This window comes from Ruminiclostridium cellobioparum DSM 1351 = ATCC 15832, from assembly GCF_000621505.1.
GTDB lineage: Bacteria > Bacillota > Clostridia > Acetivibrionales > DSM-1351 > Ruminiclostridium > Ruminiclostridium cellobioparum.
This window is the reverse complement of record NZ_JHYD01000015.1, coordinates 53,685-77,096: the sequence shown is the minus strand read 5'-3', so window position 1 is coordinate 77,096 and position 23,412 is coordinate 53,685. Positions and strand designations below refer to the sequence as shown.

Sequence of the window (23,412 nt, the reverse complement as noted above, 5' to 3'; positions counted from 1 at the left end):
TGTGTCGCACCCAAAAAATAATAGTGGAAGCCACCCAAACGGCTTCCACTATTATTTTTTAACCATGCGTCCACATTGTTTTGTTTTGCGCTCACGTACTGAAATATACCTAAAATGTACCTGAGTAATAGCTTACAAATAAACTGGCTGGTACTGCGGTATAGCTAACCGCTGGGCTGGTGCTCATCAGGCCTCTATTCCGAAATAGCTGGAGGCATTGTTATAGCTGATATCCCTGACCATTTGTCCCAAAAGTGCCATATCATTGGGAATCTCGCCCTTTTCAACCCAATTGCCGAGTATGTTGCAGAGGATTCTTCTGAAGTACTCATGCCTTGTGTAGGATAAAAAGCTTCTGGAATCTGTGAGCATACCGACAAATCTGCTGAGTAAACCCAGGTTGGCCAGCGCTATCATCTGTTTTTCCATCCCGTCCTTCTGATCATTAAACCACCAGGCTGAGCCATACTGCATTTTCCCGGGGATTTTGCCGCTCTGGAAGCAGCCGGTTATCGTTCCGAGAATTTCGTTCTCCCTTGGATTCAAGTGGTATAAAATCGTTTTAGGAAGCTCATCGGTCTGATCCAAGGTATCCAGCAATGCTGACAGGGATGAGGCAAAGCTCCAGTCTCCGATGGAATCAAAACCTGTATCCGGACCCAGCTCCTTCATCAACCTTGTATTGTTGTTACGCAGGACTCCCATATGAAGCTGCATTACCCAGTCCAGTCTTGCGTACTGCTTTCCAAGGAAAACAAGTACCTGGGTTTTATATACTTCAATTTCACTCTGTGTCAATGCATTGCCTGACAATGCTTTTTGCAGGATTATGGAGGCTTCTTCCTCAGTGCCTTTCCGGAATACCAGGGGATCCAGACCATGGTCGGATATTCTGCAGCCGGCCTGATGGAAAAATTCCAGCCTTGATACAAAGGCAGCTTTTAAATCCTGGAAGCTTGCTATCTTAGAACCTGTTACTTTTTCCAGCTTTAGAAGCCAGGGAATAAAACTTTCTTTATCGATATTGATACCCTTATCAGGACGGAAGGCGGGAAGCACTTTAATATCAAATGTTTTATCTTCGGCAATTGCCTTATGATATTCAAGTGAGTCAACAGGATCATCAGTGGTACAAACAACCTTAACATTAGAACGTTTTATAAGATTTCTTGCAGTAAATCCGTCCTGCTGAAGCATGGCATTGCAGCGCTCCCAAATACTTTCGGCAGTTGCGGGAGAAAGTAGTTCATTTATCCCGAAGTAACGTCTTAATTCCAAATGGGTCCAGTGGTAAAGCGGATTGCCGATGCAGTTGGGCATTGTTTCGGCCCACTTCAGAAACTTCTCCTTATCATCTCCGTCCCCGGTTACATACTTTTCTTCCACCCCATTGCTTCTTATGGCTCTCCATTTGTAATGATCGCCCCCAAGCCAAAGCTCGGTAATATTACGGTATTTCTTATTCTCTGCTATTTCTTTGGGACTTAGGTGGCAGTGGTAATCAAAAATGGGCATTTCTTCAGCATATTCGTGATATAGTTTAACGGCTGTTGGATTGTCCAATAAAAAGTCTTCATTCATAAATTCTTTCATGTCGGGCCCCCTTATAAATTTACTGTGAATTTGCCGATCCGGTAAAACTTGAATTCTTCAGTAATTCAGTTCATAATACAATTATAATACTTCCGATTTGCCATAAACATATCATATATTGCTGGTTTTGATGCAAAAGTTGCTCTATAACCAGGGGTGCTTTGTTATAGCTCTTTTATGGCAGGGTCTGTCAGCATTAATTAAATTAAATGGGGGATTAGAATGGAACATAAGTTTACGCCGAGACAGTATATGGTTAAAAATGACTTTGAGTTCTTTCATACCAAAGAGGAGCTGCCTCCGAACATAGAGTATCATAATCATGACTTCTATGAAATTTTCTTCTACATTTCGGGAAAAGTGACATACGTCATTGAGGGTAAATCTTATAAACTGAAGCCCGGGGATATAATTCTGATCAACAACAGGGAACTGCACAGAACAATCATTGAGGGCGGTGAGGACTACGAAAGGATAGTCATATGGATCAAGCCGGACTATATAACAAATCTTAATACCGACAGCACCGATCTGACCATGTGTTTTGAGTCCTCTGCAAAGAAAAAGTATAATCTGCTGAGACCGGACACCGAGACTTTGGCGTATCTTAAAACAATTGTCCAAAAACTTGAAAAAGCCTATTATAACAGCGGATTTGGCAGTGAGGTTCTAAAATATGCATATGTAAATGAGCTTGTAGTGTATCTGAACAAGGCATATTTGTACACCAAGGACGAAGAAATAGAAGTGGATATAGAATATAACCAGAAAATCAGCAATATCATAAAATACATTAACGCAAACCTGGACAGCCAATTATCCCTTGAAAATATTTCTGCCCAATTTTACATCAGCAAATATCATTTATTAAGGGAGTTCAAGAAATATACCGGGTTTACCATCCATAGATTTATCCAGAAAAAAAGACTCATAATGGCAAGAATGCTGCTGAAGGAGAACGTCAAGGTAAGTGAAGTCAGTCTGGTATGCGGGTTTGGCGATTATTCAAATTTTATCAGAACTTTTAAAAGGGAATATGGAATATCACCTAAGGTTTTTGCCAGGGAAATAATCCAGGAGAGGGATATTTAATAAGCCAATCCCTTTTTTCCAAAAGAAATAATGAACCGGTAAAATCAATAGGGGTTCCGTCAGGAGTTTTTCTAAAGGAGGCAATTCCCTCATGAGTCTTTTTAAAACCAAGTTTGTTCAACAAATTGTATGAAGGGTAATTCTTGTTGGCAGTACCGCTTGTAATCCTTTCCAGCCCCAATATCGAAAAAGCATAGCCAATAACTGCCGTGCAGGCCTCTGTGGCATATCCCTTGCGCTGGAAGGGAGAATAAATGCAAAATCCCATGTCCGTTTCGCCAGGAGCGGTACCATTCAGAGAAACAAAGCCGATAATCCTGCGGTTGACTGTTTCATAAACGGCCAGATAATTGCTGCCGTCTGCAAACCACCCGGTAATTTCCTGTATCTCCTGCTCTGATGTGGGAAATTGGTAGTCATAAATTGCAAACTCAGATGCTTCCTTATCAACTATTATGTCCTGCAGAGCTTTCCAATCCTCGACAAAAAAATTCCGTATGATCAGCCGCCCGGTTTGTATGCTTACCATTTCTACAACCTCCTGGACAAACCCGTCTTCATATGGGAAGTTCAGTTCTGTGCTTTTCAGCTAATAATATAATTTTGGGATTTAAAAGTCAATAATAATAAAAGGAGCTTGAAGAGGTCATTTGTATATGGAATATTCTCAGTATTTCAAACAGATAATATGTGTAGGACTAAAAGACGACGGAAATAAAGGAATTGAAATGAATATAGGGTGGAATATTGAAACTTATATAACCATAGCAGCCTTAATAATAACCCTGATACTGCTGTACTTATTAATAAAAATCGATTGGAAAAGTTATGGCCTTTTATTTTTAATAAGCTCTGCAGTAGGTGTAATACTATGTTATATTTTTATCGGCCTCAATTTATATGAATTTCCCTATAGACTTTTCCCCGCAATATCAAAAATACCTTTTACGGTTATTTTAACTGTATTTCCCTTCTATGTTTTACTTGGAGTCCGCTACAGTCCCGCAGAATGGCACAGGAAGATATTTTTTTACTGGGTTATGGTCCATATCGGTATGTTTGGTGAGGTCCTTGCCGAAAGCCGGACCCAACTGATCAAATACCTGTCGGGATGGGATGTCTGGGATTCCTATACCTGGTGGTGGATATACCTGCTGGTATTTGAGTGGATAGGGGGAATAATCATCCCGCCCGACAAAAGAAAGCCTTTGACAAAAGATGCATTAAGCTTTGGCAGGATTGGATGGTTTATAATGCATTTCATCCTGATCGTCACTATTTTCCTGGCAGGTGTATATACGGGGATGGCGCTGAAATAGGGGCACTTGAACAGTTCCCGGAAGCAAACCTAAAGATCATATCAAATTCAGCCAGTCTCTTCTGCCACAAAGTATCCTGATAATAATCACTGTTCTTTGTTGTTCTGAAACCAGATAAAACACAATATAGTTATCTATCAACAACTTACGGATACACGTTTGGATAGTTTCTCATCAGTTACCAATGAATTCCTTAGAGGCAGGTCCTCCAAAGTTAATATTGCATCTCCAATTTTTTCAACTACCTTATTAGCTAGGACTGGCTCTAAAAGCTCTCTTGAAATATAATGGCCTATTTCACGAAAATCATTTTCTGCCGGTTCAGTAATATAAATATGATACTTATTCATTGTTCAACTCTTCCTGTATGTCTGCCAATACTGTACGAAAAGGTCTTACTTTTTTTTCAGCCATAGCATCCATACCTTCATCGAGCAATTTATATAATTCAAATTTGCCTACGAGACGCTCATAAGTTTCGATGCTCATTACTGCCAAATCTCCATGCCCATTTTTGGTAATATAGACAGGTTCACCGTGCTGATGGCAGAATTGCGAGATTTCGTTGTAATTGTTCCTCAAGTCGGAACTTGGTCTTATTGATGGCATGTGTTCCACCTCCGAGTTTTATATCGATATTATATCATAATATTGATATGTATTCTATACCAATATAAACTAATAATTTTACCTTTTGCCTCTGGAGGCAAATAAAAAATCAAAGCCGGCAAGCTTTAAAAGCTTTCCGGCTTTGATCATACATTTGGCGCGCCCGGCAGAGATCGAATCCACAACCTTTTGGTCCGTAGCCAAACGCTCTATCCAATTGAGCTACGGGCGCACATACGGCACACATATATTAACGGTGCACATAATATATTAATACATATTGATTAAAAAAGCAACAGTTTGTTTTATTTACCATGTAAATTTTAATTACGAAAAACTTATGAAATACTTATTTAAAAGCCTTTAATTGCTGAGAAAATAATTTTACTTGAAGAACAGCTTGAAAATAATATCCCTGCTGTAATTGCCGAACCCCTTTCCAAACAGGGTCACACCCCCTGCATTTACCGCATCGGGGAGAACAGCTATTTTAAAGGACCAGTATTTCTGACGGATATCCAGAGAGGAGAGAGAGACATCAGAAACCTGTATTCCGTCAATATAAGTTCCTACCTGGGTTATCCTTATTGCCTTATAAAGTCCGTATTGCCCCACGTTAAGGCTCCACCATTCGGGGGTGAACTTTCCGCGGCTGTATCCAAAGTCACCCGGGCTGGTCCAGTGGCCGAGCTTTTGTTCATTAAGGAAGAAAGTTATATCGGAGGGCCAGTTGTTATTTACACCCGGTGCCTCAGAACCAAGTTCCATTGATATCTCCAGCTCTTCAGGCTGTTGGGCCGACAGGAGAAAATTCGGAACCTTGTATTCTACATATCCTTCGGTAAACCACAATATACCGGCATTGACTCTTTCAGGATCCAAAAAGTACCTGGGGTCGTCAAACTGTCCGATAACCTTTTCGGGAGTGGCAATTCCGCAGGTTGGGGTTACGCTGAAGTCCGAGTAATGCCCGATGGGCATGGAAAATTCGTGAAAATTGCGGGTCTTTGACTGCTTGCTTGGAAAAATTATTTCTATTGTATCAATGTCCAGGTAACAGAGCTTCTGTACCGACCCATTGACGCTTTTGCGCTCACAGCGGATAATTTCAGCCTTTTCAAGTTTTTTGACATGCATTGTTACAATAGCGCTGCTCAGCTCCAATTGTTGGGCCAGTTGTTTTATGTTTAATGGATTTTGAGCCAGCAGGTTAATTATTTTGATGCGCACATCACTGCTTAGAGCTTCATAAACCGGCAGCCATTTCTCAGAGATATCTGTTTTCATTAAAGCTTAATCCTCCAATGCAAGAATTAATACAAGTATAAATTACCTTCTGCCTTTTGTAAATACTGATATTAAATATACATAAAATATACATGGTTATTTTTATTTTTGGAATTTGCAGTATACCGGGTGTAGGGTGAATTGCACCGGCTTTTTCTGGTTTGCTATTGACAGGGTAAAGATACAGAGATATCATATAGTTATTAATATTGTAGTTATTTAATTAATAAATTTATTAATCTGGCTGGGAGGATTTAATATGAGTAAGGCTAAGATGATACTGAATAAGGATTATGTAATCGGTGAGGTCGACAAAAGAATTTACGGCTCCTTTATAGAACATCTGGGAAGAGCTGTTTACGGAGGGATATATGAGCCCGGACATCCCACCGCAGATAAATACGGTTTCCGTCAGGATGTGGCAGCAATGATAAAAGAACTGCAGGTACCTATTGTAAGATATCCAGGAGGAAACTTTGTATCCGGCTACAACTGGGAAGACGGAGTAGGCCCGGTTGACAAAAGGCCAAAACGTACCGAACTTGCCTGGATGACAACAGAAACCAATGAAGTGGGAACAAATGAATTCTTTACCTGGGCGAAAGAAGTAGGTACTGAAGTAATGATGGCTGTAAACCTTGGAACAAGAGGAGCCGACGCGGCAAGGAACCTGCTGGAATACTGCAATCATTCCGGCGGAACATACTGGAGCGACCTCAGAAAAGCGCACGGATACGCTCAACCTCACAATATAAAAACCTGGTGCCTTGGAAATGAAATGGACGGCCCCTGGCAGATATGTGCAAAGACTGCCGATGAATATGGCAGATTGGCCTGTGAAACGGCAAAGGTTATGAAGTGGGTCGATCCCACCATTGAATTGGTTGCCTGCGGAAGCTCAAACAGTGCAATGCCTACATTTGCTCAATGGGAAGCCACCGTACTGGAGCATACATATGAACATGTTGACTATGTTTCCCTTCATACGTATTACGGCAACCGGGACAATGACACGGCTAACTTCCTTGCCAGGTCCATGGATATGGATGCATTCATCAAGTCGGTAATAGCTACCTGTGACTATGTAAAGGCAAAGAAACGCAGCAAAAAGAAAATCAATCTTTCCTTCGATGAATGGAATGTATGGTTCCATTCAAATGACGCGGATAAAAAGATTGAAAGGTGGTCAGTCGCTCCTCACCAGCTTGAGGACGAGTATAATTTCGAGGATGCACTGCTGGTCGGAAGCATGCTGATAACCCTTCTTAAGAATGCAGACAGGGTAAAAATGGCATGTCTTGCACAGCTTGTTAACGTTATTGCCCCAATTATGACGGAAAACAACGGAGCTGCCTGGAAGCAGACTATATATTATCCATACCTCCATGCCTCGGTATTCGGAAGAGGAACTGTACTGAACCCAATAGTAAAATCACCGCTTCACGATACAAAGGATTTTACAGACGTTCCGTATATTGATGCTACAGCTGTCATCAGCGACGATAAGAGTGAGATAACCGTATTCGCCGTTAACAGGAATATGGAGGAGAATATCACTCTGGATGTTGAACTCAATGGTTTTGGACAGTTTGAGGTAGTTGAGCATATCGTGCTTGAACATAGTGATGTAAAAGCAGTTAATACAAAGTCAAATCCCAATAATGTTGTTCCTGATGCAAACGGAAATGCAGCTATTGAAGACGGAAATGTAAAGGCCGATCTCAAGAAGCTTTCATGGAATGTTATAAGACTCAGGAAAGTTAAGTAAACAAAACTCATTACAGGTCTAAACAGCAAATGACTTATCGTTAAAATGGAATTCCCAGATATATGTGACTAAAAAAGGCTGCCCGGATAAGAAATTATCCGGAGCAGCCTTTTTTAGATGAAAGTCCGTAATATTTCAAAGATTTTAATAATTATACGGTATTTAAAGTAATCTGAAAAAAGGATATAAATTTAGCTATGAGAAAACTTGAACTGATAAATCAATAGAAAAATCAAGGAGACGGGTAATGAGAGAACATATTATTGATATAAGAAATGACACCAAGCCTATATTTTCCCAACATATCAAACTTGGAGGGACAGGTCCGAAGGGACAAAAAATCGGTTTTAACAGTTACTATATGGAGCTTGACGGAAAACCCTTTTTCGGGGTTATGGGTGAAATACATTTTTCGCGTTTACCGGCGGCAGATTGGGAAGACCGGATAATAAAAATGAAAATGTGCGGAATTAATATTGTTGCCACATATATTTTCTGGATATTCCACGAGGAAGAAAAAGGTATATTTGAGTGGGGCGGGGATAAAGACGTTAAAAAATTTCTGGAGCTCTGCAAAAAGCATGAAATGTTTGTTGTCTTAAGAACAGGCCCTTTCGGACATGGAGAAGTCAGAAACGGAGCTCTGCCCGACTGGTTGTACGGCGGCCCCTTTGAAGTGCGTTCCAATGACCCGGGTTATTTGTTTTATGTAAAAAGATTATACGGTGAGATAGGCAAACAGGCAGCAGGCCTTATGTATAAGGATGGAGGCCCTGTAATAGGCGTACAATTGGAAAATGAATATATGCATTCGGCAGCCGCCTGGGAATTTTCAGTGGGCATCAGCAATGAGTGGATTCCTGCGGGAAGGGATGGGGACTCGCATATTCTCAAACTGAAAGAACTTGCTATTGAAGCAGGACTTGATGCACCTATATATACATGCACCGGCTGGGGTGAAGCCTCCGCTCCTGAAGGTGAGGTTCTGGCTCTTTGGGGAGGATATGCCTACAGGCCATGGTTGTTTTTTGATGATATAAAAGAACATCCTGCCACAGAAGAATATATTTTCCAGGATTATCACAACAATAAGTTTCCAAGCTTAAACTATGAACCAAAGTATGATCCTGAAGAATATCCCTATGCCTGCTGTGAAATGGGAGGCGGCATGCAGGCGGCATACGCCTATAGATTTACAGTACCCCCCGAAAGCGTTGACGCAATGGCCATAATAAAAATAGCCGGCGGCTGCAATATGATAGGATACTATATGTTCTGCGGAGGTACAAATCCGGATGCAAAAGGCGGCATCTATCTAAACGAACACATTTGGCCAAAGAAATCCTATGATTACCAGGCACCGGTACGTGAATTCGGCCTGACAGGGGAATCCTACAAAAGACTGAAACGAATTCATTATTTCCTGAATTCATATGAAAAACTGTTGTGTCCCATGAAGACGATACTTCCGCAGGGGGCGGTCGATATAACTCCTCAGGATAACGAAACGCTGAGATATGCCGTCCGCACAGGTAACGGTTCAGGTTTCCTGTTTATGAACAACTTTCAGGATCATTGGGAGATGAAAGACCATAAAGATATATCGGTAGGACTCCGGCTTAAGGATGAAATACTAAGAATACCCGAAAACGGCGGCCTTAAGCTTGCTGCAGGAACCAGCTGTATACTGCCCTTTAACCTTGATCTGGGAGGTATAACTTTAAAGTATTCTACTGCACAGATGATAACCGGAATTCAGGCCGGGCAGGAGAAGGTCTATTTTTTCTTTGAACCCCAGGGTATGGAGGCAGAGTATTGTTTTGACACCGCCAATATTTCCGGATTCTCAAAAACAGAAAAGCAAACTGAAATAAAAGATGAAAGACTTGTTATAAAAGCAGATGAGGATCGGAACAGGACATTCAGTATTATGGGAGCTGGCGGGAATAAGCTGACCGTGGTTACGTTAACCCATGAACAAAGCCTGGATTTCTGGAAAGTCAATCTAAACGGAAGTGAAAGAGTGATTATTTCCAACGCCGCATTAATATGTGACGGTAAAACTCTAAAATTGGACTGGACCGGTAACAGGAAGATTAACATTGATGTATTTCCGGCTTTTGATAAGGATATCCCGGTAACCGGACTGGAGTTGAAAGCGACCAGGCAAAAGGGTATCTTTACATCATACGAGATGGAGAATAAACATAAAGAAATTTCCATCAGTGTTAAAAATATAAGCAGGAACAGGGCCTCCGTCAGTTTGGCAAAAGACAGTTTTGAAGGTTTAAAGAATATAATGCTGAATATTGATTATTCCGGGGATATCGGGTATGCATTCATTAACGGGAAGCTCATACATGATAATTTTTGTAATAACAACTCCTGGAATATTGGTTTGAAGGAATTTCAAAAAGAGCTTATGGAGTATGAAATTGATATATACATTTCTCCCTTAAAAACCGGATGCCGTATAAGCAGTGATTCACCAATGGCAGCCAGATCCGAAGTTTATGATGAGGCTGTTGCAGAAATCTTGAGTATTAAGGCACAACCGGTATTTGAGATGACATTTTAAACAACCGGAAGCAGAGTGGGATAATTTATAGTACGAAAGGGGAACAAACAATGAAACAGCCGTTTTTATTCAAAAAGGATAAGATGTTTGGTGGAGCTCTCGATTTCAGCTTTTTACTGGAATCACCTGCCGGAAAGTACGGGTTTGTCAGAATTAAGGACGGGCACTTTTATGTGGGTGACAAACGTATACGCTTCTATGGTTTTAATATACCCTTCGGCAGCCTGTGCTCTTCCAGGCAGGACGCCGAAATAATAGCCGAGAGACTTGCAAAGGCAGGTGTCAATTTTGTAAGGCTCCATGCAGAGGATTCCCGGGAATGGGCGGAAGGACACCTTCTGATAGATTATTCAAAAGGAAATTCAAGAAATTTGGACCCTGAACACTGGGACAGGCTAGACTATCTATTTTATTGTCTTAAGCAGCGGGGAATTTATCTGCAGCTGGATCTATTCTGTTACAGAAGCTTTATGCCGGAGGACGGACTTGATTATCCTGACAATATGATGAAATATTTTAAACAGGTCAATGTATTTAACCGTCGCTTGATTGACCTTCAGAAGGAATATGCAACGAATTATCTCACACATTTCAATCCGTATACGGGACTGCGTTATATTGATGATGCCGCCGTAGCAATTATACAGGTGATGAATAAGGATGGTATATTCTGGTACGAAGGGAGGGATGAAACAGGACTTCCTTCGTACAGAAAGGAGCTTGATTGGAGGTTTAATCACTATCTCCTGGCTAAATACGGTTCCAGAAAAGCTTTAGACGCTGTGTGGACAAAGGAGGACGGGACACGGTGCCTGCTTGAGGATGAAGATCCGGAGCTGGGAACTGTCAGAAGGCTGCCCCATCTTGAGGGAACCCAGATGTATTGTGATTGGAAAGCAAACTACAGAGGAATGGAATCACCGGCAAGGTATGCCGACTATACTGAGTTTCTTACAGGAATTCAACTTGATTTCTCCAAAGAGATGAGGGACCATTTAATAAGCCTGGGTACAAAGTGTCCGATAAATATCTCAAATCATGCTCAGGGTGCTGCAGATATATACAGTCTTGACCGCTACACCGATGTCAATATGAACAATGGATACTGGAATCATCCGGATACCACAAGTAGCGGGGAGCCGGTATATCACGATATCAATATGGTTGAAAATGACCCCAGGAAAACCGTTGTTGACAGTCCTTTTAAGCTTAATCTGGTTACAAGGCTTAACCATGATAGGGTTGCAGGTAAGCCATTTATGGCCTGTGAGTGGAATATTCTTTATGGAACGGATTTCAGAAGCGATGCACTGCCGATGGTTGCCGCCTATGCATGTCTGCAGGATTGGGACGGAATGGTACTTTATGCATACCATCATGCTGACAGTATGGAAAAGTATGACGATTACAAGCTGGATGGGCCGTTCAATCTGTACAACGATCCTGCCACATGGGGACAGGTGGGACTTTGCTCGTACATGTTCCAGCGAAGGCTGGTAGAACCGGGACGTAACCGGCTGGAAGTATGCTATTCCGAGCGGGATTTGTTCGCGGTACCGCGAAACTGGATTGCGCCTTATGGGTATGCAAGCTATGTATCTCAAGTGGCCGCAGGTTTTATAGGCCTGAAGTATTCCGGAGATGCTGACGCAGTACTTTCAAGCGGCAATACACCTACCGGTGACTATACTGCTGCAAGGCACGGACTGATTTACTCCAGGAATCCTTATGCCGACGGAGCGCAGAAATACAGGGCTTTGGACAGATTCCTGGACTTGCATCGCAAGGCCGGAGAGAACTTTGAAGTACTTGATCAGGGTGATTGGATTGATGAAGATTATAAAAATTATTCCTACATATTGGATAAAGCCATGAAAAAGTGGGGGTTGCTGTATGAGGGACAGGGGTTGGTCAATGCTGGAAAGCTTGTTTCGGATACAGGAGAGTTAACGTTTGATTTTGAAAATGGTATCTTCCGGATAAACGCACCCCGGGTAAAAACAGTTTCGGGAAATATAAAGGGAAGGACTGAACTGGGAGAATACTGCTTTGATATAGCAAATGACAAAATGACCCTGACTCTCCTTGCGATTGACGGCAGGGATACTGACAAATCAGAGCATTTACTCCTCATTGCGCTTGGGTGGTGCGGAAATCTTGGAGTAAAGTATGACAGGTCGGAAGAAGGCCGTATCATGTTGGAGCATGGTCATGGACCAGTGTCAATAGATTCCCTGGAAGGTAAATTGGAAACCCGGAACGGTATAAAAATTTATCCGCTTAATCAAGACGGTACCCGGGAAAAAGCACTTTGCGGAGAAAATACATTTATATTTAAAGGAGAAGGTACCATGTATTTTGAAATTTTAAAGTAACCGGATTCTGTTATTTAATAATCGGCGTATTCTTGAGTTATTGAAGAATACGCCGTTCCAATCTGAAAAGACCAGTGTCAGTAAAAAGGTAATTAATGTAAAGCGCAAAGTTATATTACTGCTTTTCAGCAGGGATTCTGACTTCAACAACAGTACCGGCTCCCACAGTACTTGTGTAAAACAGGCCATATTCGCTGCCATATTTGAGCTGCAGCCGTTCATGAATATTTCTTACACCGTAGCCGTGAATATCTTTCGTGTCAACACATTTCAGCAGGTTTTCAAGTTTTTCTTCCGGAATACCCACTCCATCATCTTCAACATAAATTGATATTTTATCATCCTTAAGCAAACCACTGATTTTTATTGTTCCTGATTCACTTTCCTTTTCAAAAATACCGTGAAGGATGGAGTTCTCGATCAGCGGCTGGAGTGTAATCTTTAAAATCTTATATTCGAAAAGCTCATCAGGAATATCTATAACGAAGCTTATTTCATTATCAAATCTCATATTTTGTATTTGAACATATGCATTCACCTGATCAATTTCATTCTTTATGGGAACTACGTCCTCACCCTTGCTCAGGCTTAATCTGTAAAACTTTGAAAGTGAGGTAATTACTTCACCTATTTTAGGAGCATTATATTTTATGGACATCCAGTTTATAAGGTCCAGAGTGTTGTATAAAAAGTGTGGATTTATCTGAGCCTGCAAAGCTTTCAACTCCATACTCTTGACCTCCTGACCCAGTTGGTACTGTTGTTCCACAAGAATTGCCATGCGTGTCAGCATATAGTTGAAGTTGTGGGTGAGTTCTCCTATCTCATCATTGTTACTGGGCAGGATGCTGATATTAAAGTTTCCGTGAACTACCATCCTCATATGGGAGATCAGATCTCTTATACGCTTTGTGCTGGAAGCGGCCACCCAAAAAGACAAGGGTATGGTCAATGGGAGCAGGATAACAAGAATGAGTATCATCTGATTTCTTGATTTGGTGTTCAATTCAAGTATATCCTTGTATGGTACCACTAAAACCAGTTTCCAGTCTGTTTTTTCGATTGATTCAACACCCAGCAGAATTTTCTCATTATCCAGATTGACTGTCTGCCAAAGACGGTTGTGGAGCTTGCCATAATCAATATTAGTCAAGGCTTTGGCATATTTCGATGAGTTGGGCATATCCGTATTTCCGGCAGAACTTATTATTTCGTTGTTACGGTTGATCAAAACCACTTCTGTATTTTTTGAAAACAAGGCCTGACTCAACACGCCTTTGATGTTTTTTTCAGGTACGTCTGCTTTTATAATTCCGGCAGCATTATTTACATCCAGGGGTCGCGGGATTATCCTTAGAAAGGAAATATATTTTTCTTTTGCGGTTTCGGAGAAGTACTGTGATGGAAAACTTCTATAAACTTCGCCGGTGGATTTCATTTCATTGAACCATTTGGACCCGGTAGCCCTGTCCATACTGAGGAATTCCTCTGTTTCAGAGACTTTCGCCAGACCGTCACTCATATACAATTGAATCTGGCCGGCTGAAAGATCGGGATTGCTCTGCAAACTGTACAAAAGTTTAGCAAATTTGTCTCTGTCATTCATCCAGCTTCCGATGTCATCATCATAACTTAATGAGTTGGTAAAAAGCAACTCCTGGATAGTATCATTAAGAGAAAGCATATCTAATGCATTTTTTATATAGATGGTTTTATATTCCAAAGAGGATTTAGCCTGCAGAAGCATTTTCCGGGATGAGTCCAGAGCCTGCTTTGCACTATCTTTTGAAGAAACATAGGAGTTAATTCCTATAAATATGCAAAATGGAATGGATATCATTAAAAAAAGGCATATAAACAGTTTGATTCTGATACCCAGATCATTAAAAAATTTAAAAATTTTTCTAATCATGAGTAAACCCTTTCCCGAAATTCAGAGGGAGTGTATCCTGTATATTTTTTAAAGAGTGTGGAAAAGTAATTTGCGTCAGTAAAACCAATGCTTGTCGCAATCTCATATAATTTGATATTGCTGTCCTTAAGTAATTCTTTGGACTTCTCTATCCTTACTTCGGTTATAAATTCATTCAATGTCTTACCAGTGGATTTTTTGAAAAATGCACACAGATAAGTTTGACTCAAATATACATTTTCAGCGATAGTTTGAATTGTAAGGCTATTTTCGGCATAGTGTTCATGGACATATTTCATTATCACATGTATTTTGTGATTTACCGAATCCTTGTCATTTGCCTGTACAAGTATGGTTTCAACGTGGGTATGCACATATTTGGATAAGGATGCAAGAGTTTTGGTGGCATCAATTTCCTGCCAGATATATTTTTTTTCACTGTCCTGAGCCTTGTTGATGAAATGATTCTCTCTGGCCACCTCAAATATAATAAGCAACAAATTAAAGAATACATTTTTAACGCTGTTGATATCATTATCCATTTCAATTGCCGCTCTATCCGTAATATTTTTTATAATACCGGCAGCACCGGTAAAATCACGTTTTTTGAGAACTGCCTTGAAGTCTGTATATACACTTTTCCCCACTTCGAAATAGGAGCCTGACCATTCCCTGTATTCAAAAATATTTTTTGTTGAATCATAAAATTGATTATGAACAGCCGAACAGGCAGTATAATAGGAATCCTGAAGATTTTTATAGTCCGGGGAAGGAGTTCCGATACCTATTGAAAAGGTAAATAATCCACTGGCATTGCTGCTGAGCTCACCGGCAAGTTTCAGTGCTGTTTGAAAAGCCGAAAGTTTGCAATCCTGTGTTTTGGCTGATATTATGGTCATTTGATTATCTTCGGTAAACCCTGCCAGATTATTAAGTTCAATCAGGTCACAGAATATTTTCAGCAGATTTCTTCTGCAATCAATCCTGGTATCATTGTCAACAGAGGAGTCCCAATTTATAGCTATAGAATAAACAATAAAGCTGTGAGCAGAATCAAGCATATGAAATAAATTTTCATATTTTACCGACAAACCACTAACATCAGGATTTTCCTTTATAAGCTCAAGAGTTACTTCCTGTCTTATAAAGGGTTCATTTTCAGTTAACAGATTATTTAATTTATCGGTTTGAGCCTTTTGCTTCTCTTCTTCTTTACAAAGGGCGACGGTTTTTCTTATTACAGTCTTGATTTCTTCTATTTGTATTGGCTTTTCTATATAACTTACAGCTTTGAGATTAATTGCGGATTTTAAATACTCTTTATCTGAATAGCCGCTTAAAAATATTATTTTGCATTGAGGAAAACGGGATCTTATGTTTATTGCCAGTTCAATACCATCCATTTTCGGCATTCTTACATCAGAAAGTACTATATCCGGAGGTGTTTGTTCGGCAAGTTCAAGAGCTGCCAGACCGTTTTTAGCAGTAGCGACAACATCAATACCAAGCTCTTTCCAGGGTATGTAAGCCTCGAGACTGTCTCTTGTTGTCTTTTCATCATCAACAATAATGAGTTTAAGCATATGGACATCGCTCCTAAGCAAGATAGGTTTACAAGACAATATATAACATAAATATAGTAACATATATGAGATGTATAAGTAAACATGGAAGGATTTGAGTAAATATTACAGTTGCTTTGTTTGTTTTATTTTTATGTAAACATGTTATAATGTACTTAACTTGAAGGATTTTATCCGGCATTGGAGGAATTTTATGAGAAAGAAAAAATCCCTGTGTGCTTATGCAATACCCATAATTTTATCTTTGCTTATACTTTCCGGTTGTAGGGAAGAAGTGCCTAATACCGACATTACAGCCTTTTATAAGGATTCGGAAGCATCGGGAACATTTCAATATAACACAAAAGCTGGAATAGATATGTCTGCAAAAGTTAAAATCACCGGCTATCTTATAGGTGAAAGGCTGCCGGGAATGAACGATGTACTGGAAAAGCTTAATGAAAAGCTTTTAAACGATATAAATACTACAATGGAGATCAATTACATCCGTTGGGGTGATTTACAATCCAAATATGCACTTGTTCTTGCATCAGGAGAAGATCTGGATTGGATTTTTACCGGAAACTGGGCATATTACGGGCAGGAAGCCGCAAAAGGGGCTTTTCTGGAAATAAAACAGGATATGGTCAGGAAGTATATGCCGCGCCATTATAAGGCAACTAATCCTCAGGCCTGGAAGGAAGGGCTTATAGGAGGAAAGCTTTTTATGATACCGACCTCAACTCCCGATATCAAGGTGAATGAGGTGGCTATCAGAGAAGATTTGAGACAAAAATATAATGTGCCTGAAGTTAACAAGTGGCTGGATATAGAGCCCTACCTGGAAGCCATTAAAAAGAATGAACCTGATATGATCCCTATAAGTGTGGACAGTGCCATAGATATTACAAGGCCATTTTTTTATCAATTGGCTGCAACTTCAAAAAGCTACTTTGACTTGTTTTTTGCAACCAGCGGCGGAAGCGGCATAGTGTCCGACACCGACGACCCGAAAGGTAAATTGTTCAAGATAACTGATCCCGAGGTTATAAATGATTATAAAAATGCGGCTTATAAAATAAAGGACTGGTATGACAAAGGTTATATAAATAAAAATGCATTCTCCAACAAAGTCAGGAGTATGGATTCATTTTTATCCGGAAAATCTTCGATAGCCTATGGGAATACAGTTGATATGCAGAATATTTTTAACAAGGTGAATGAACAGGGGTGGAAAGTGAAAATCATACCTGGGCTGAGCAAAAAGGGAACTTATCCTCAGGACTCTCATATTAATAACGGTTTTGCCATTGTTTCCAAATCAAAGAATCCTGAAAGAACCATGATGGCTATGGATTTGATAATGGAGGAGCCTGAATATAATCAGCTTGTATATTACGGGATTGAGGGCAAGAATTATGTGATAAAAAATGGGAAGATTGCACTCCCGGATGGTGTAACCTCTGAAACTAACACATTTCCTCCTGACCTTGCAGGTTTCTGGTTTGTAAATAAAAGCCTGCTTAAGTGTCCTGAAAATTGGAATGATGAATATATACAGCTTAGGGAAGCGGCAAAAAAACAAATAGCGCCTTATGCCTATTCAGCTTTTGTACCAGATATATCAAATATAAAAACTGAAGTCTCAAATCTTAATCAGGTAGTTGTGCAGTACTTCAATCCCATTAATTTAGGAATGATTAAAGATGTGGACGAGGCATTTGATGTATTTGATGAAAGGCTCACTTCTGCTGGATTTGATAAAGTAATGGAAGAAATGAAGCACCAAACTGATGAATACAAAAAAGAACTAATGAAATAATCCGTTTCAAAAGGCCTGTTCGGCTGTCCCTGTGGACAACAGCCGAACAGGCCTTTTTGCGTCTGAATACACAAACTTCATAATATTACAAAGATAATAGTAATTCTATGGTGTTTAAATAAAACAGTACTGATACTAAAATAAAAGCTGTAAAGAAACCCATAATCAAAGCTATTCACTAAATACTTTAATGCACTAATAAACAGCGACATGAAGGAGTGGTCAAATTAATGAAATCAAGAATAAACGGAGGTTTCTTCAGTGAGATTTATAAAAATAAAGTTCTGTATCTCATGTTTTTACCGGTAGCACTATATTTTATAATATTTGCATATGTACCAATGGGTGGTATTATACTTGCATTTAAGGAATTCAACATCAGAGACGGTATATTATTCAGTCCATGGAACGGAATAGAAAATTTCAGATTTTTCTTTGCGTCAGGTAAAGCCTGGCAGGTCACAAAAAATACGTTGGAATATAACGTGGTGTTTTTGGCATGCTACACATTTTTCTCAATATTAACTGCAATTATGATATCTGAGATATCAAACAAGTGGTTTAAGAAAATAGCACAATCGTTTATGTTTCTGCCGTATTTCATATCCTGGGTTGTAGTAGCTGCTTTCATCTATAACTTTTTTAACTACGATTACGGTCTGGTGAACACATTAATAAAAAATGTGGGCGGACAACCAATTGATATTTATGCCGAGCCGGCAAACTGGGTAATACTGCTTCCTGTACTATATGTATGGAAATGGGTGGGGTTTGGAAGTGTATTGTATCTTGCCGCAATTATGGGCATAGACCAGGAATGCTATGAAGCGGCCACAATCGATGGAGCAAACATGTTCCAGAAAATAACCAAGATAACACTTCCTTTGCTAAGGCCGACCATTATAGTACTTGTTCTGATGGGTGTCGGAAGAATATTAAGAGGCGAGTTTGACATGTTCTATAACATTATAGGGAACAACGGTATTCTGATGGATGCCACAGACATTATTGATACCCTTGTATTCAGATCGCTGATGGGCACCCAGGACTTCGGTATGGCATCTGCAGCTGGTTTCTACCAGTCGGTTCTGTGTTTTGTAATTATCTTAATCGTTAATGGGGTTGTAAGAAAGGTTGATAACGAAAACGCCTTATTCTAAATTTCAGTTAAAACATTAATTTAAAACAAAAACAATTAGGAAAGCGGGTTGGTAATTTTGAAAAAAACAGCAGACTACATTGCATTAAATATAATTTCATATATCGTAGTCAGTTTATTTGCAATATTTACGGTAGCTCCATTTTTAATATTGATAATGAACTCATTTACCTCTGAGCATTATATTCTAAACCATGGATTTTCACTTCTTCCCAAAGAATTATCAGTTGATGCCTATTCAATGATATTTGCATATCCCGAAAAAATGTTGAGGGCGTATGGCGTAACAATATTTATAACCTTGGTAGGAACGGTTATATCGCTTTTCCTGTCATCAATGGCAGCCTATGTAATGTTTAGAAAAGAAATAAAATACAGAAATACCTTAGCCTTCTTTATATTTTTTACAACCCTGTTTAATGGTGGGTTGGCACCATATTATATAATTGTTTCAAATACGCTGCATCTTCAGGACAATTTACTGGTACTGTTACTGGTACCGATGTTTAGTGCCATGAATATACTCATCCTCAGAAATTTCATAAAAGGATCGATCCCGGATTCCCTAATTGAATCGGCTAAAATTGACGGGGCCGGAGATTTCAGAATATTCATTCAGATGGTACTTCCGTTGTCAAAAGCTGCGCTTGCATCAATAGGATTGTTTACCGCACTCGGATACTGGAACGACTGGTGGACGCCCATGATGTTCATGCAGAATGACAAGCTGTTCCCACTTCAATATGTTTTATATCAAATACTGTCAAGTGCAAACATGGCCTCCAGCATGGTTAATTATGTAAGCAGGCTTGATATGCCCAAGGAAACCTTGAAATTGGCAATGACAGTTGTATCAGCAGGTCCGATTGTTTTCCTCTATCCTTTTGTTCAAAAATATTTCGTAAAGGGTGTAACAATTGGTGCAGTAAAGGGTTAATACTGGGGAATCCCAGATATTGATAAAACAAAGAATAATTATAGGAGGAATTAAAATGCATGCAAAAAAAATAGCTAGATCACTATGTCTGTCATTGGCAATATTTATGACACTTGCAACAGGTTTGACCGGATGTGGCGGCAGCAAGTCAGCAGGTGAGTCAACAGCTGCAGCATCTGCCTCTGTATCGACAGGTACTGCAAATGATTCAACGGCAGCAGGAGCATCCAAGATCGATACTTCAAATGAGGTTGAGTTGACAGGCTACTTATTGGGTGACCGACCTCAGGGCATGGATGCTGTATTGGAAAAGCTTAATGAAAAGCTCTTAAAAGACATTAATGCTACTTTGAAGATTAATTACATCGGCTGGGGAGACCTGCAGGCCAAGTATCCTCTGGTATTGGCATCGGGGGATAATGTGGACTGGATATTTACCGCAAACTGGGCATATTATGGACAGGAAGCTGCAAAGGGAGCTTTTTATGAGCTAAATGATGACATGGTCAGGACATATATGCCAAAGCATTATGCAGCAACAGATGCAAGAGCATGGAAAGAAGCTTATATAAACGGAAAAATATTTATGGTTCCTACTGCAACACCGGACAAAAAAGTTGATGAATGTATAATCAGAGAAGATTTGAGAAAGAAGTACAATGTTCCTGAAGTAAACAGCTGGAAAGATATAGAACCATATCTTGAAGCAATAAAGAAAAACGAACCTGGTATGATTCCATTAAATATTGATAGTGCCATAGATATCGGAAGACCTTTCAACTACACCTTAAAGGCTGAGTCAAAGGGTTACACGGATTTACTTGCGGCGACAAGCGGCGGTTCAGGCATAGTATATGATTCGGATGATCCAAACGGTACACTGATAAAGATGACAGATCCTTCTGTTGTAAACGACTACAAGGTGGCTGCGAAAGTTATCAAGGGTTGGTACGACAAAGGATATTTGAACAGAAATGCCTACTCAAATAAAGTACGCAGCAAGGATTCCTTTGAACAGGGAAAATCAGGCGTAGCCTTTGGCAATACAGTCGATATTCAGTCAACGTTGACAAAGGCTCAATCAATGGGTTGGGAGACCAAGGTAATATCCGGTCTTACAGCCAAGGGAACATATCCGCAGGATTCATATATAAACAATGGTTTCGCTGTAACTGCAAAGTCAAAGAATCCGGAAAGAACATTGATGGCAATGGATTTGATAATGGAAGATGTTGAATACAATCAAATTGCTTACTATGGAATCGAAGGTGTTAACTTTGTAGTTAAAGACGGAAAGATTGCTCTTCCTGACGGATTAACTGCAGACAAGAATACTTATCCGCCGGATGCATCAGGTTTCTGGTTCACCAATAAGGATCTGCTCAAGACGCAGGCAGCCTGGAGTGATGAATATGTTCAGTTAAGAGAAGATGCTAAGAAGAAGGTTGCACCGTGTGTATATGCAGCATTCACGCCAAATACCGATAAGGTTAAGACTGAAGTTGCCAGCTTGAATCCTGTAATTGTACAATACTTCAATCCTATCAACCTTGGTATGGTTAAGGATATCGACGCGGCATTCGATACACTTGACAAGAAGCTTACCGCTGCCGGTTTTGAAAAGCTTTTTGCAGAGATGAAGACTCAGACAGACGCTTATAAGACAAGCATGAATTAAATTGTTTAATGTTTTAGAATCAAGTCATAAGTGATGAAATCATAAATGCAGTAAAAAGGGTCGTCTCTTGAAGACGCCCTTTTTTATGGAAAGATTCATTTTTAGTTTCATATATTTATATTTGCTAATATGTTTTTATTGAAAACCAATGTTAGTCTGGAATAGAATTTAAGTTGAAAGAATTAGTCCGACCGGGAGGAGCATTATGAAGAGAGAAACATGCAGCACACAAAAACATACTTTTGACAGCAGCAATAATTCATATCATGTAGAGTTGGAGTCTATACAATACGTGGATGAAATTGAAATCCACTGGAACTTCCGGTATGAGTATAAATATGAGATAGAAATATCATTGGACAGCATCCATTGGGTAAAACTTTCTAAGGGGGAATATGTATCTTCCGATTTAGTTTCCCGTAATATAATCAGGGCAAATACCGGATATATAAGAATAAAACTTGCTGATCAATCGGCAGATAGATTCTCAGAAGCAATGAAACATGTGCTTGTCTATAGCGGAACAGCAGCAGAATTCATCAAGGGTGTTGATGTATCTCATTTGACGCAGATTGAGGATTTTGGAGGGAAATTTTATGACAGACAGGGAAGGGAGAGGGACTGTCTGGAAATATTGAAGGAATACGGCTGCAATTATGTACGGCTCAAGGTATGGAACAAGCCTGGGCTCCCCAACAGCGATCCTGCCGGGTACAATGATAAGGCACATGTTCTTGGAATGGCAAAAAGAGCGGTGGATAAAGGGTACAGACTCCTGATTGATTTCCATTACAGTGACTGGTGGGCGGATCCAGGAAAACAGTTTATTCCGGATGACTGGAAGGACTTAAGCTTGGAGCAGCTAAATACAGCACTTTATGATTTTACATATGAAGTGCTGAACGGCTTAAAGCTTCAGGGAACTCTTCCCGAAATGGTCCAAATCGGAAATGAAATAACAAACGGAATGTTGTGGGATGTAGCAAAGGTCTCGGATGAGTTTGATACACCGGAACAGTGGGATAAGCTTTGTACTCTGCTTAAATCCGGAATAAGTGCTGTGAAAGCCATAAGTGAAAGCATAAGAACCGTTATTCATATTGAAAGAGGCGGAGATAATGAAAAGAGCTGCTATTTTTATGACATGCTTGCTGAGAGAAATGTGGCATACGATATCATCGGACTTTCATATTATCCAATATGGCATGGCCCAATAAAAGATTTCTCAAGCAATATCAGGGACCTTTATGACAGATACTCAAAAGAAATATTGGTTGCGGAGGTTGCATATCCATATACTGCAGAAAATGGTGACGATCAGCTCAATGCCTCGTCTTTCCCATTCACAAATATCCCAGAGGAGTACCCGCCTTCGATCCAAAGCCAGGCAGATATATTGCAGGCTGTTATCTATGAGTTGAAATCCATTCCTGATAATAAGGGAATAGGTTTCTTTTATTGGCAGCCGGATTTTATTCCTGTGAAAGGAGCAGGCTGGAAGTATGGTGAGGGCTGTGAATGGGACGATCAGACCTTATTTGATTTCAAAGGGAATACTCTGTGGTCATTGGATGTGTTCAAATTGCATTCATAGTCAGGCAATAATAAAAAAATTTTAAATAAATAGAGCGTCATTCGCTTATCTGCGTATCAATTTAAATCATTCGAATGTTAAGTTTTAAATAACATAATATCTCAAAGCAAATAGTAAAATAAACATG

At 39.9% G+C, this 23,412-nt stretch carries 18 protein-coding genes and 1 tRNA gene; 10 read left to right on the top strand and 9 right to left on the bottom strand.

What is annotated here, in order from left to right; translation table 11 throughout:
- Window positions 1-186: 186 nt before the first annotated feature.
- The gene (gene uxaC, locus T344_RS0108165) at window positions 187-1,593 is read right to left on the bottom strand and encodes a glucuronate isomerase (protein ID WP_027628295.1); all 1,407 of its coding nucleotides are present in this window, start codon (window positions 1,591-1,593) and stop codon (window positions 187-189) included.
- A 222-nt stretch (window positions 1,594-1,815) separates the two neighbouring features.
- On the opposite strand from uxaC, the gene T344_RS0108160 reads away from it, so the two are divergent.
- Window positions 1,816-2,685 carry an AraC family transcriptional regulator gene (locus T344_RS0108160; protein ID WP_027628294.1) on the top strand — a complete coding sequence of 290 codons (870 nt, stop codon included), beginning with the start codon at window positions 1,816-1,818 and terminating at the stop codon, window positions 2,683-2,685.
- Here T344_RS0108160 and T344_RS29660 read toward each other — a convergent pair.
- Window positions 2,642-3,214 carry a GNAT family N-acetyltransferase gene (locus tag T344_RS29660; RefSeq protein WP_051571673.1) on the bottom strand — a complete coding sequence of 191 codons (573 nt, stop codon included), beginning with the start codon at window positions 3,212-3,214 and terminating at the stop codon, window positions 2,642-2,644. The genes T344_RS0108160 and T344_RS29660 overlap by 44 nt on opposite strands.
- A gap of 127 nt (window positions 3,215-3,341) precedes the next feature.
- Between T344_RS29660 and T344_RS0108150 the strand changes: the two genes are divergently transcribed.
- Window positions 3,342-4,004, top strand: a complete 663-nt coding sequence (locus tag T344_RS0108150; RefSeq protein ID WP_084331156.1) for a CBO0543 family protein — start codon at window positions 3,342-3,344, stop codon at window positions 4,002-4,004.
- 36 nt (window positions 4,005-4,040) lie between these two features.
- Here the strand turns inward: T344_RS0108150 and T344_RS31710 are convergent, their stop codons facing one another.
- The 5 genes from T344_RS31710 to T344_RS0108125 form a co-directional block, all read right to left on the bottom strand.
- Window positions 4,041-4,127 (bottom strand): hypothetical protein, encoded by an 87-nt coding sequence (locus T344_RS31710; protein ID WP_278246146.1) that lies wholly within the window; start codon window positions 4,125-4,127, stop codon window positions 4,041-4,043.
- Between the two features lie 14 nt (window positions 4,128-4,141).
- Window positions 4,142-4,354, bottom strand: a complete 213-nt coding sequence (locus tag T344_RS27850; protein ID WP_278246145.1) for a type II toxin-antitoxin system RelE/ParE family toxin — start codon at window positions 4,352-4,354, stop codon at window positions 4,142-4,144.
- Window positions 4,347-4,613, bottom strand: a complete 267-nt coding sequence (locus T344_RS0108140; RefSeq protein WP_027628292.1) for a type II toxin-antitoxin system Phd/YefM family antitoxin — start codon at window positions 4,611-4,613, stop codon at window positions 4,347-4,349. Before T344_RS0108140 ends, T344_RS27850 begins: the two co-directional genes overlap by 8 nt.
- 155 nt (window positions 4,614-4,768) lie before the next feature.
- Window positions 4,769-4,845 (bottom strand) — tRNA-Arg (locus tag T344_RS0108130).
- 152 nt (window positions 4,846-4,997) lie between these two features.
- Window positions 4,998-5,900 carry an ArsR/SmtB family transcription factor gene (locus T344_RS0108125; RefSeq protein ID WP_027628291.1) on the bottom strand — a complete coding sequence of 301 codons (903 nt, stop codon included), beginning with the start codon at window positions 5,898-5,900 and terminating at the stop codon, window positions 4,998-5,000.
- A gap of 259 nt (window positions 5,901-6,159) precedes the next feature.
- Between T344_RS0108125 and arfA the strand changes: the two genes are divergently transcribed.
- The 3 genes from arfA to T344_RS0108110 all read left to right on the top strand — a co-directional run bounded on the left by arfA (window position 6,160) and on the right by T344_RS0108110 (window position 12,621).
- Window positions 6,160-7,668 carry an arabinosylfuranosidase ArfA gene (arfA, locus tag T344_RS0108120; RefSeq protein ID WP_027628290.1) on the top strand — a complete coding sequence of 503 codons (1,509 nt, stop codon included), beginning with the start codon at window positions 6,160-6,162 and terminating at the stop codon, window positions 7,666-7,668.
- A gap of 247 nt (window positions 7,669-7,915) precedes the next feature.
- Window positions 7,916-10,246, top strand: coding sequence for a beta-galactosidase (locus T344_RS0108115; protein WP_027628289.1), 2,331 nt, complete (start codon window positions 7,916-7,918; stop codon window positions 10,244-10,246).
- A gap of 50 nt (window positions 10,247-10,296) precedes the next feature.
- Complete coding sequence (locus tag T344_RS0108110) at window positions 10,297-12,621, top strand: hypothetical protein (protein WP_027628288.1); 2,325 nt, start codon at window positions 10,297-10,299, stop codon at window positions 12,619-12,621.
- 115 nt (window positions 12,622-12,736) lie between these two features.
- Here the strand turns inward: T344_RS0108110 and T344_RS0108105 are convergent, their stop codons facing one another.
- On the bottom strand, window positions 12,737-14,533 hold the full coding sequence (locus T344_RS0108105; RefSeq protein ID WP_051571672.1) for a sensor histidine kinase: 1,797 nt from the start codon (window positions 14,531-14,533) through the stop codon (window positions 12,737-12,739).
- Window positions 14,530-16,116, bottom strand: coding sequence for a response regulator transcription factor (locus T344_RS0108100; protein WP_027628286.1), 1,587 nt, complete (start codon window positions 16,114-16,116; stop codon window positions 14,530-14,532). The genes T344_RS0108105 and T344_RS0108100 overlap by 4 nt, the downstream gene beginning before the upstream one ends.
- Before the next feature lie 193 nt (window positions 16,117-16,309).
- Here T344_RS0108100 and T344_RS0108095 point away from each other — a divergent pair, with 193 nt between their 5' ends.
- The 5 genes from T344_RS0108095 to T344_RS27845 all read left to right on the top strand — a co-directional run bounded on the left by T344_RS0108095 (window position 16,310) and on the right by T344_RS27845 (window position 23,285).
- Window positions 16,310-17,917: a DUF3502 domain-containing protein gene (locus tag T344_RS0108095; RefSeq protein WP_027628285.1), complete on the top strand. Its 1,608-nt coding sequence runs from the start codon at window positions 16,310-16,312 to the stop codon at window positions 17,915-17,917.
- Between the two features lie 230 nt (window positions 17,918-18,147).
- Window positions 18,148-19,077: an ABC transporter permease gene (locus tag T344_RS0108090; protein WP_027628284.1), complete on the top strand. Its 930-nt coding sequence runs from the start codon at window positions 18,148-18,150 to the stop codon at window positions 19,075-19,077.
- A 57-nt stretch (window positions 19,078-19,134) separates the two neighbouring features.
- Window positions 19,135-20,013 (top strand): carbohydrate ABC transporter permease, encoded by an 879-nt coding sequence (locus T344_RS0108085; protein ID WP_027628283.1) that lies wholly within the window; start codon window positions 19,135-19,137, stop codon window positions 20,011-20,013.
- Window positions 20,014-20,068: 55 nt separating this feature from the next.
- On the top strand, window positions 20,069-21,691 hold the full coding sequence (locus T344_RS0108080) for an ABC transporter substrate-binding protein (protein WP_027628282.1): 1,623 nt from the start codon (window positions 20,069-20,071) through the stop codon (window positions 21,689-21,691).
- Between the two features lie 205 nt (window positions 21,692-21,896).
- Window positions 21,897-23,285 (top strand): glycoside hydrolase family 53 protein, encoded by a 1,389-nt coding sequence (locus T344_RS27845; RefSeq protein ID WP_051571669.1) that lies wholly within the window; start codon window positions 21,897-21,899, stop codon window positions 23,283-23,285.
- Window positions 23,286-23,412 lie beyond the last annotated feature (127 nt).

Bases quoted from the DNA above. Each gene is read 5' to 3' on its own strand.
- T344_RS0108160 (WP_027628294.1), top strand. From the start codon at position 1,816: ATGGAACATAAGTTTACGCCGAGACAGTATATGGTTAAAAATGACTTT.
- uxaC (WP_027628295.1), bottom strand. From the start codon at position 1,593: ATGAAAGAATTTATGAATGAAGACTTTTTATTGGACAATCCAACAGCC.
- T344_RS0108140 (WP_027628292.1), bottom strand. From the start codon at position 4,613: ATGCCATCAATAAGACCAAGTTCCGACTTGAGGAACAATTACAACGAA.
- T344_RS0108090 (WP_027628284.1), top strand. From the start codon at position 18,148: ATGAAATCAAGAATAAACGGAGGTTTCTTCAGTGAGATTTATAAAAAT.
- T344_RS27845 (WP_051571669.1), top strand. From the start codon at position 21,897: ATGAAGAGAGAAACATGCAGCACACAAAAACATACTTTTGACAGCAGC.
- T344_RS0108125 (WP_027628291.1), bottom strand. From the start codon at position 5,900: ATGAAAACAGATATCTCTGAGAAATGGCTGCCGGTTTATGAAGCTCTA.
- T344_RS0108150 (WP_084331156.1), top strand. From the start codon at position 3,342: ATGGAATATTCTCAGTATTTCAAACAGATAATATGTGTAGGACTAAAA.
- T344_RS0108095 (WP_027628285.1), top strand. From the start codon at position 16,310: ATGAGAAAGAAAAAATCCCTGTGTGCTTATGCAATACCCATAATTTTA.
- arfA (WP_027628290.1), top strand. From the start codon at position 6,160: ATGAGTAAGGCTAAGATGATACTGAATAAGGATTATGTAATCGGTGAG.
- T344_RS0108100 (WP_027628286.1), bottom strand. From the start codon at position 16,116: ATGCTTAAACTCATTATTGTTGATGATGAAAAGACAACAAGAGACAGT.
- T344_RS0108105 (WP_051571672.1), bottom strand. From the start codon at position 14,533: ATGATTAGAAAAATTTTTAAATTTTTTAATGATCTGGGTATCAGAATC.
- T344_RS29660 (WP_051571673.1), bottom strand. From the start codon at position 3,214: ATGGTAAGCATACAAACCGGGCGGCTGATCATACGGAATTTTTTTGTC.
- T344_RS0108080 (WP_027628282.1), top strand. From the start codon at position 20,069: ATGCATGCAAAAAAAATAGCTAGATCACTATGTCTGTCATTGGCAATA.
- T344_RS27850 (WP_278246145.1), bottom strand. From the start codon at position 4,354: ATGAATAAGTATCATATTTATATTACTGAACCGGCAGAAAATGATTTT.
- T344_RS0108110 (WP_027628288.1), top strand. From the start codon at position 10,297: ATGAAACAGCCGTTTTTATTCAAAAAGGATAAGATGTTTGGTGGAGCT.
- T344_RS0108115 (WP_027628289.1), top strand. From the start codon at position 7,916: ATGAGAGAACATATTATTGATATAAGAAATGACACCAAGCCTATATTT.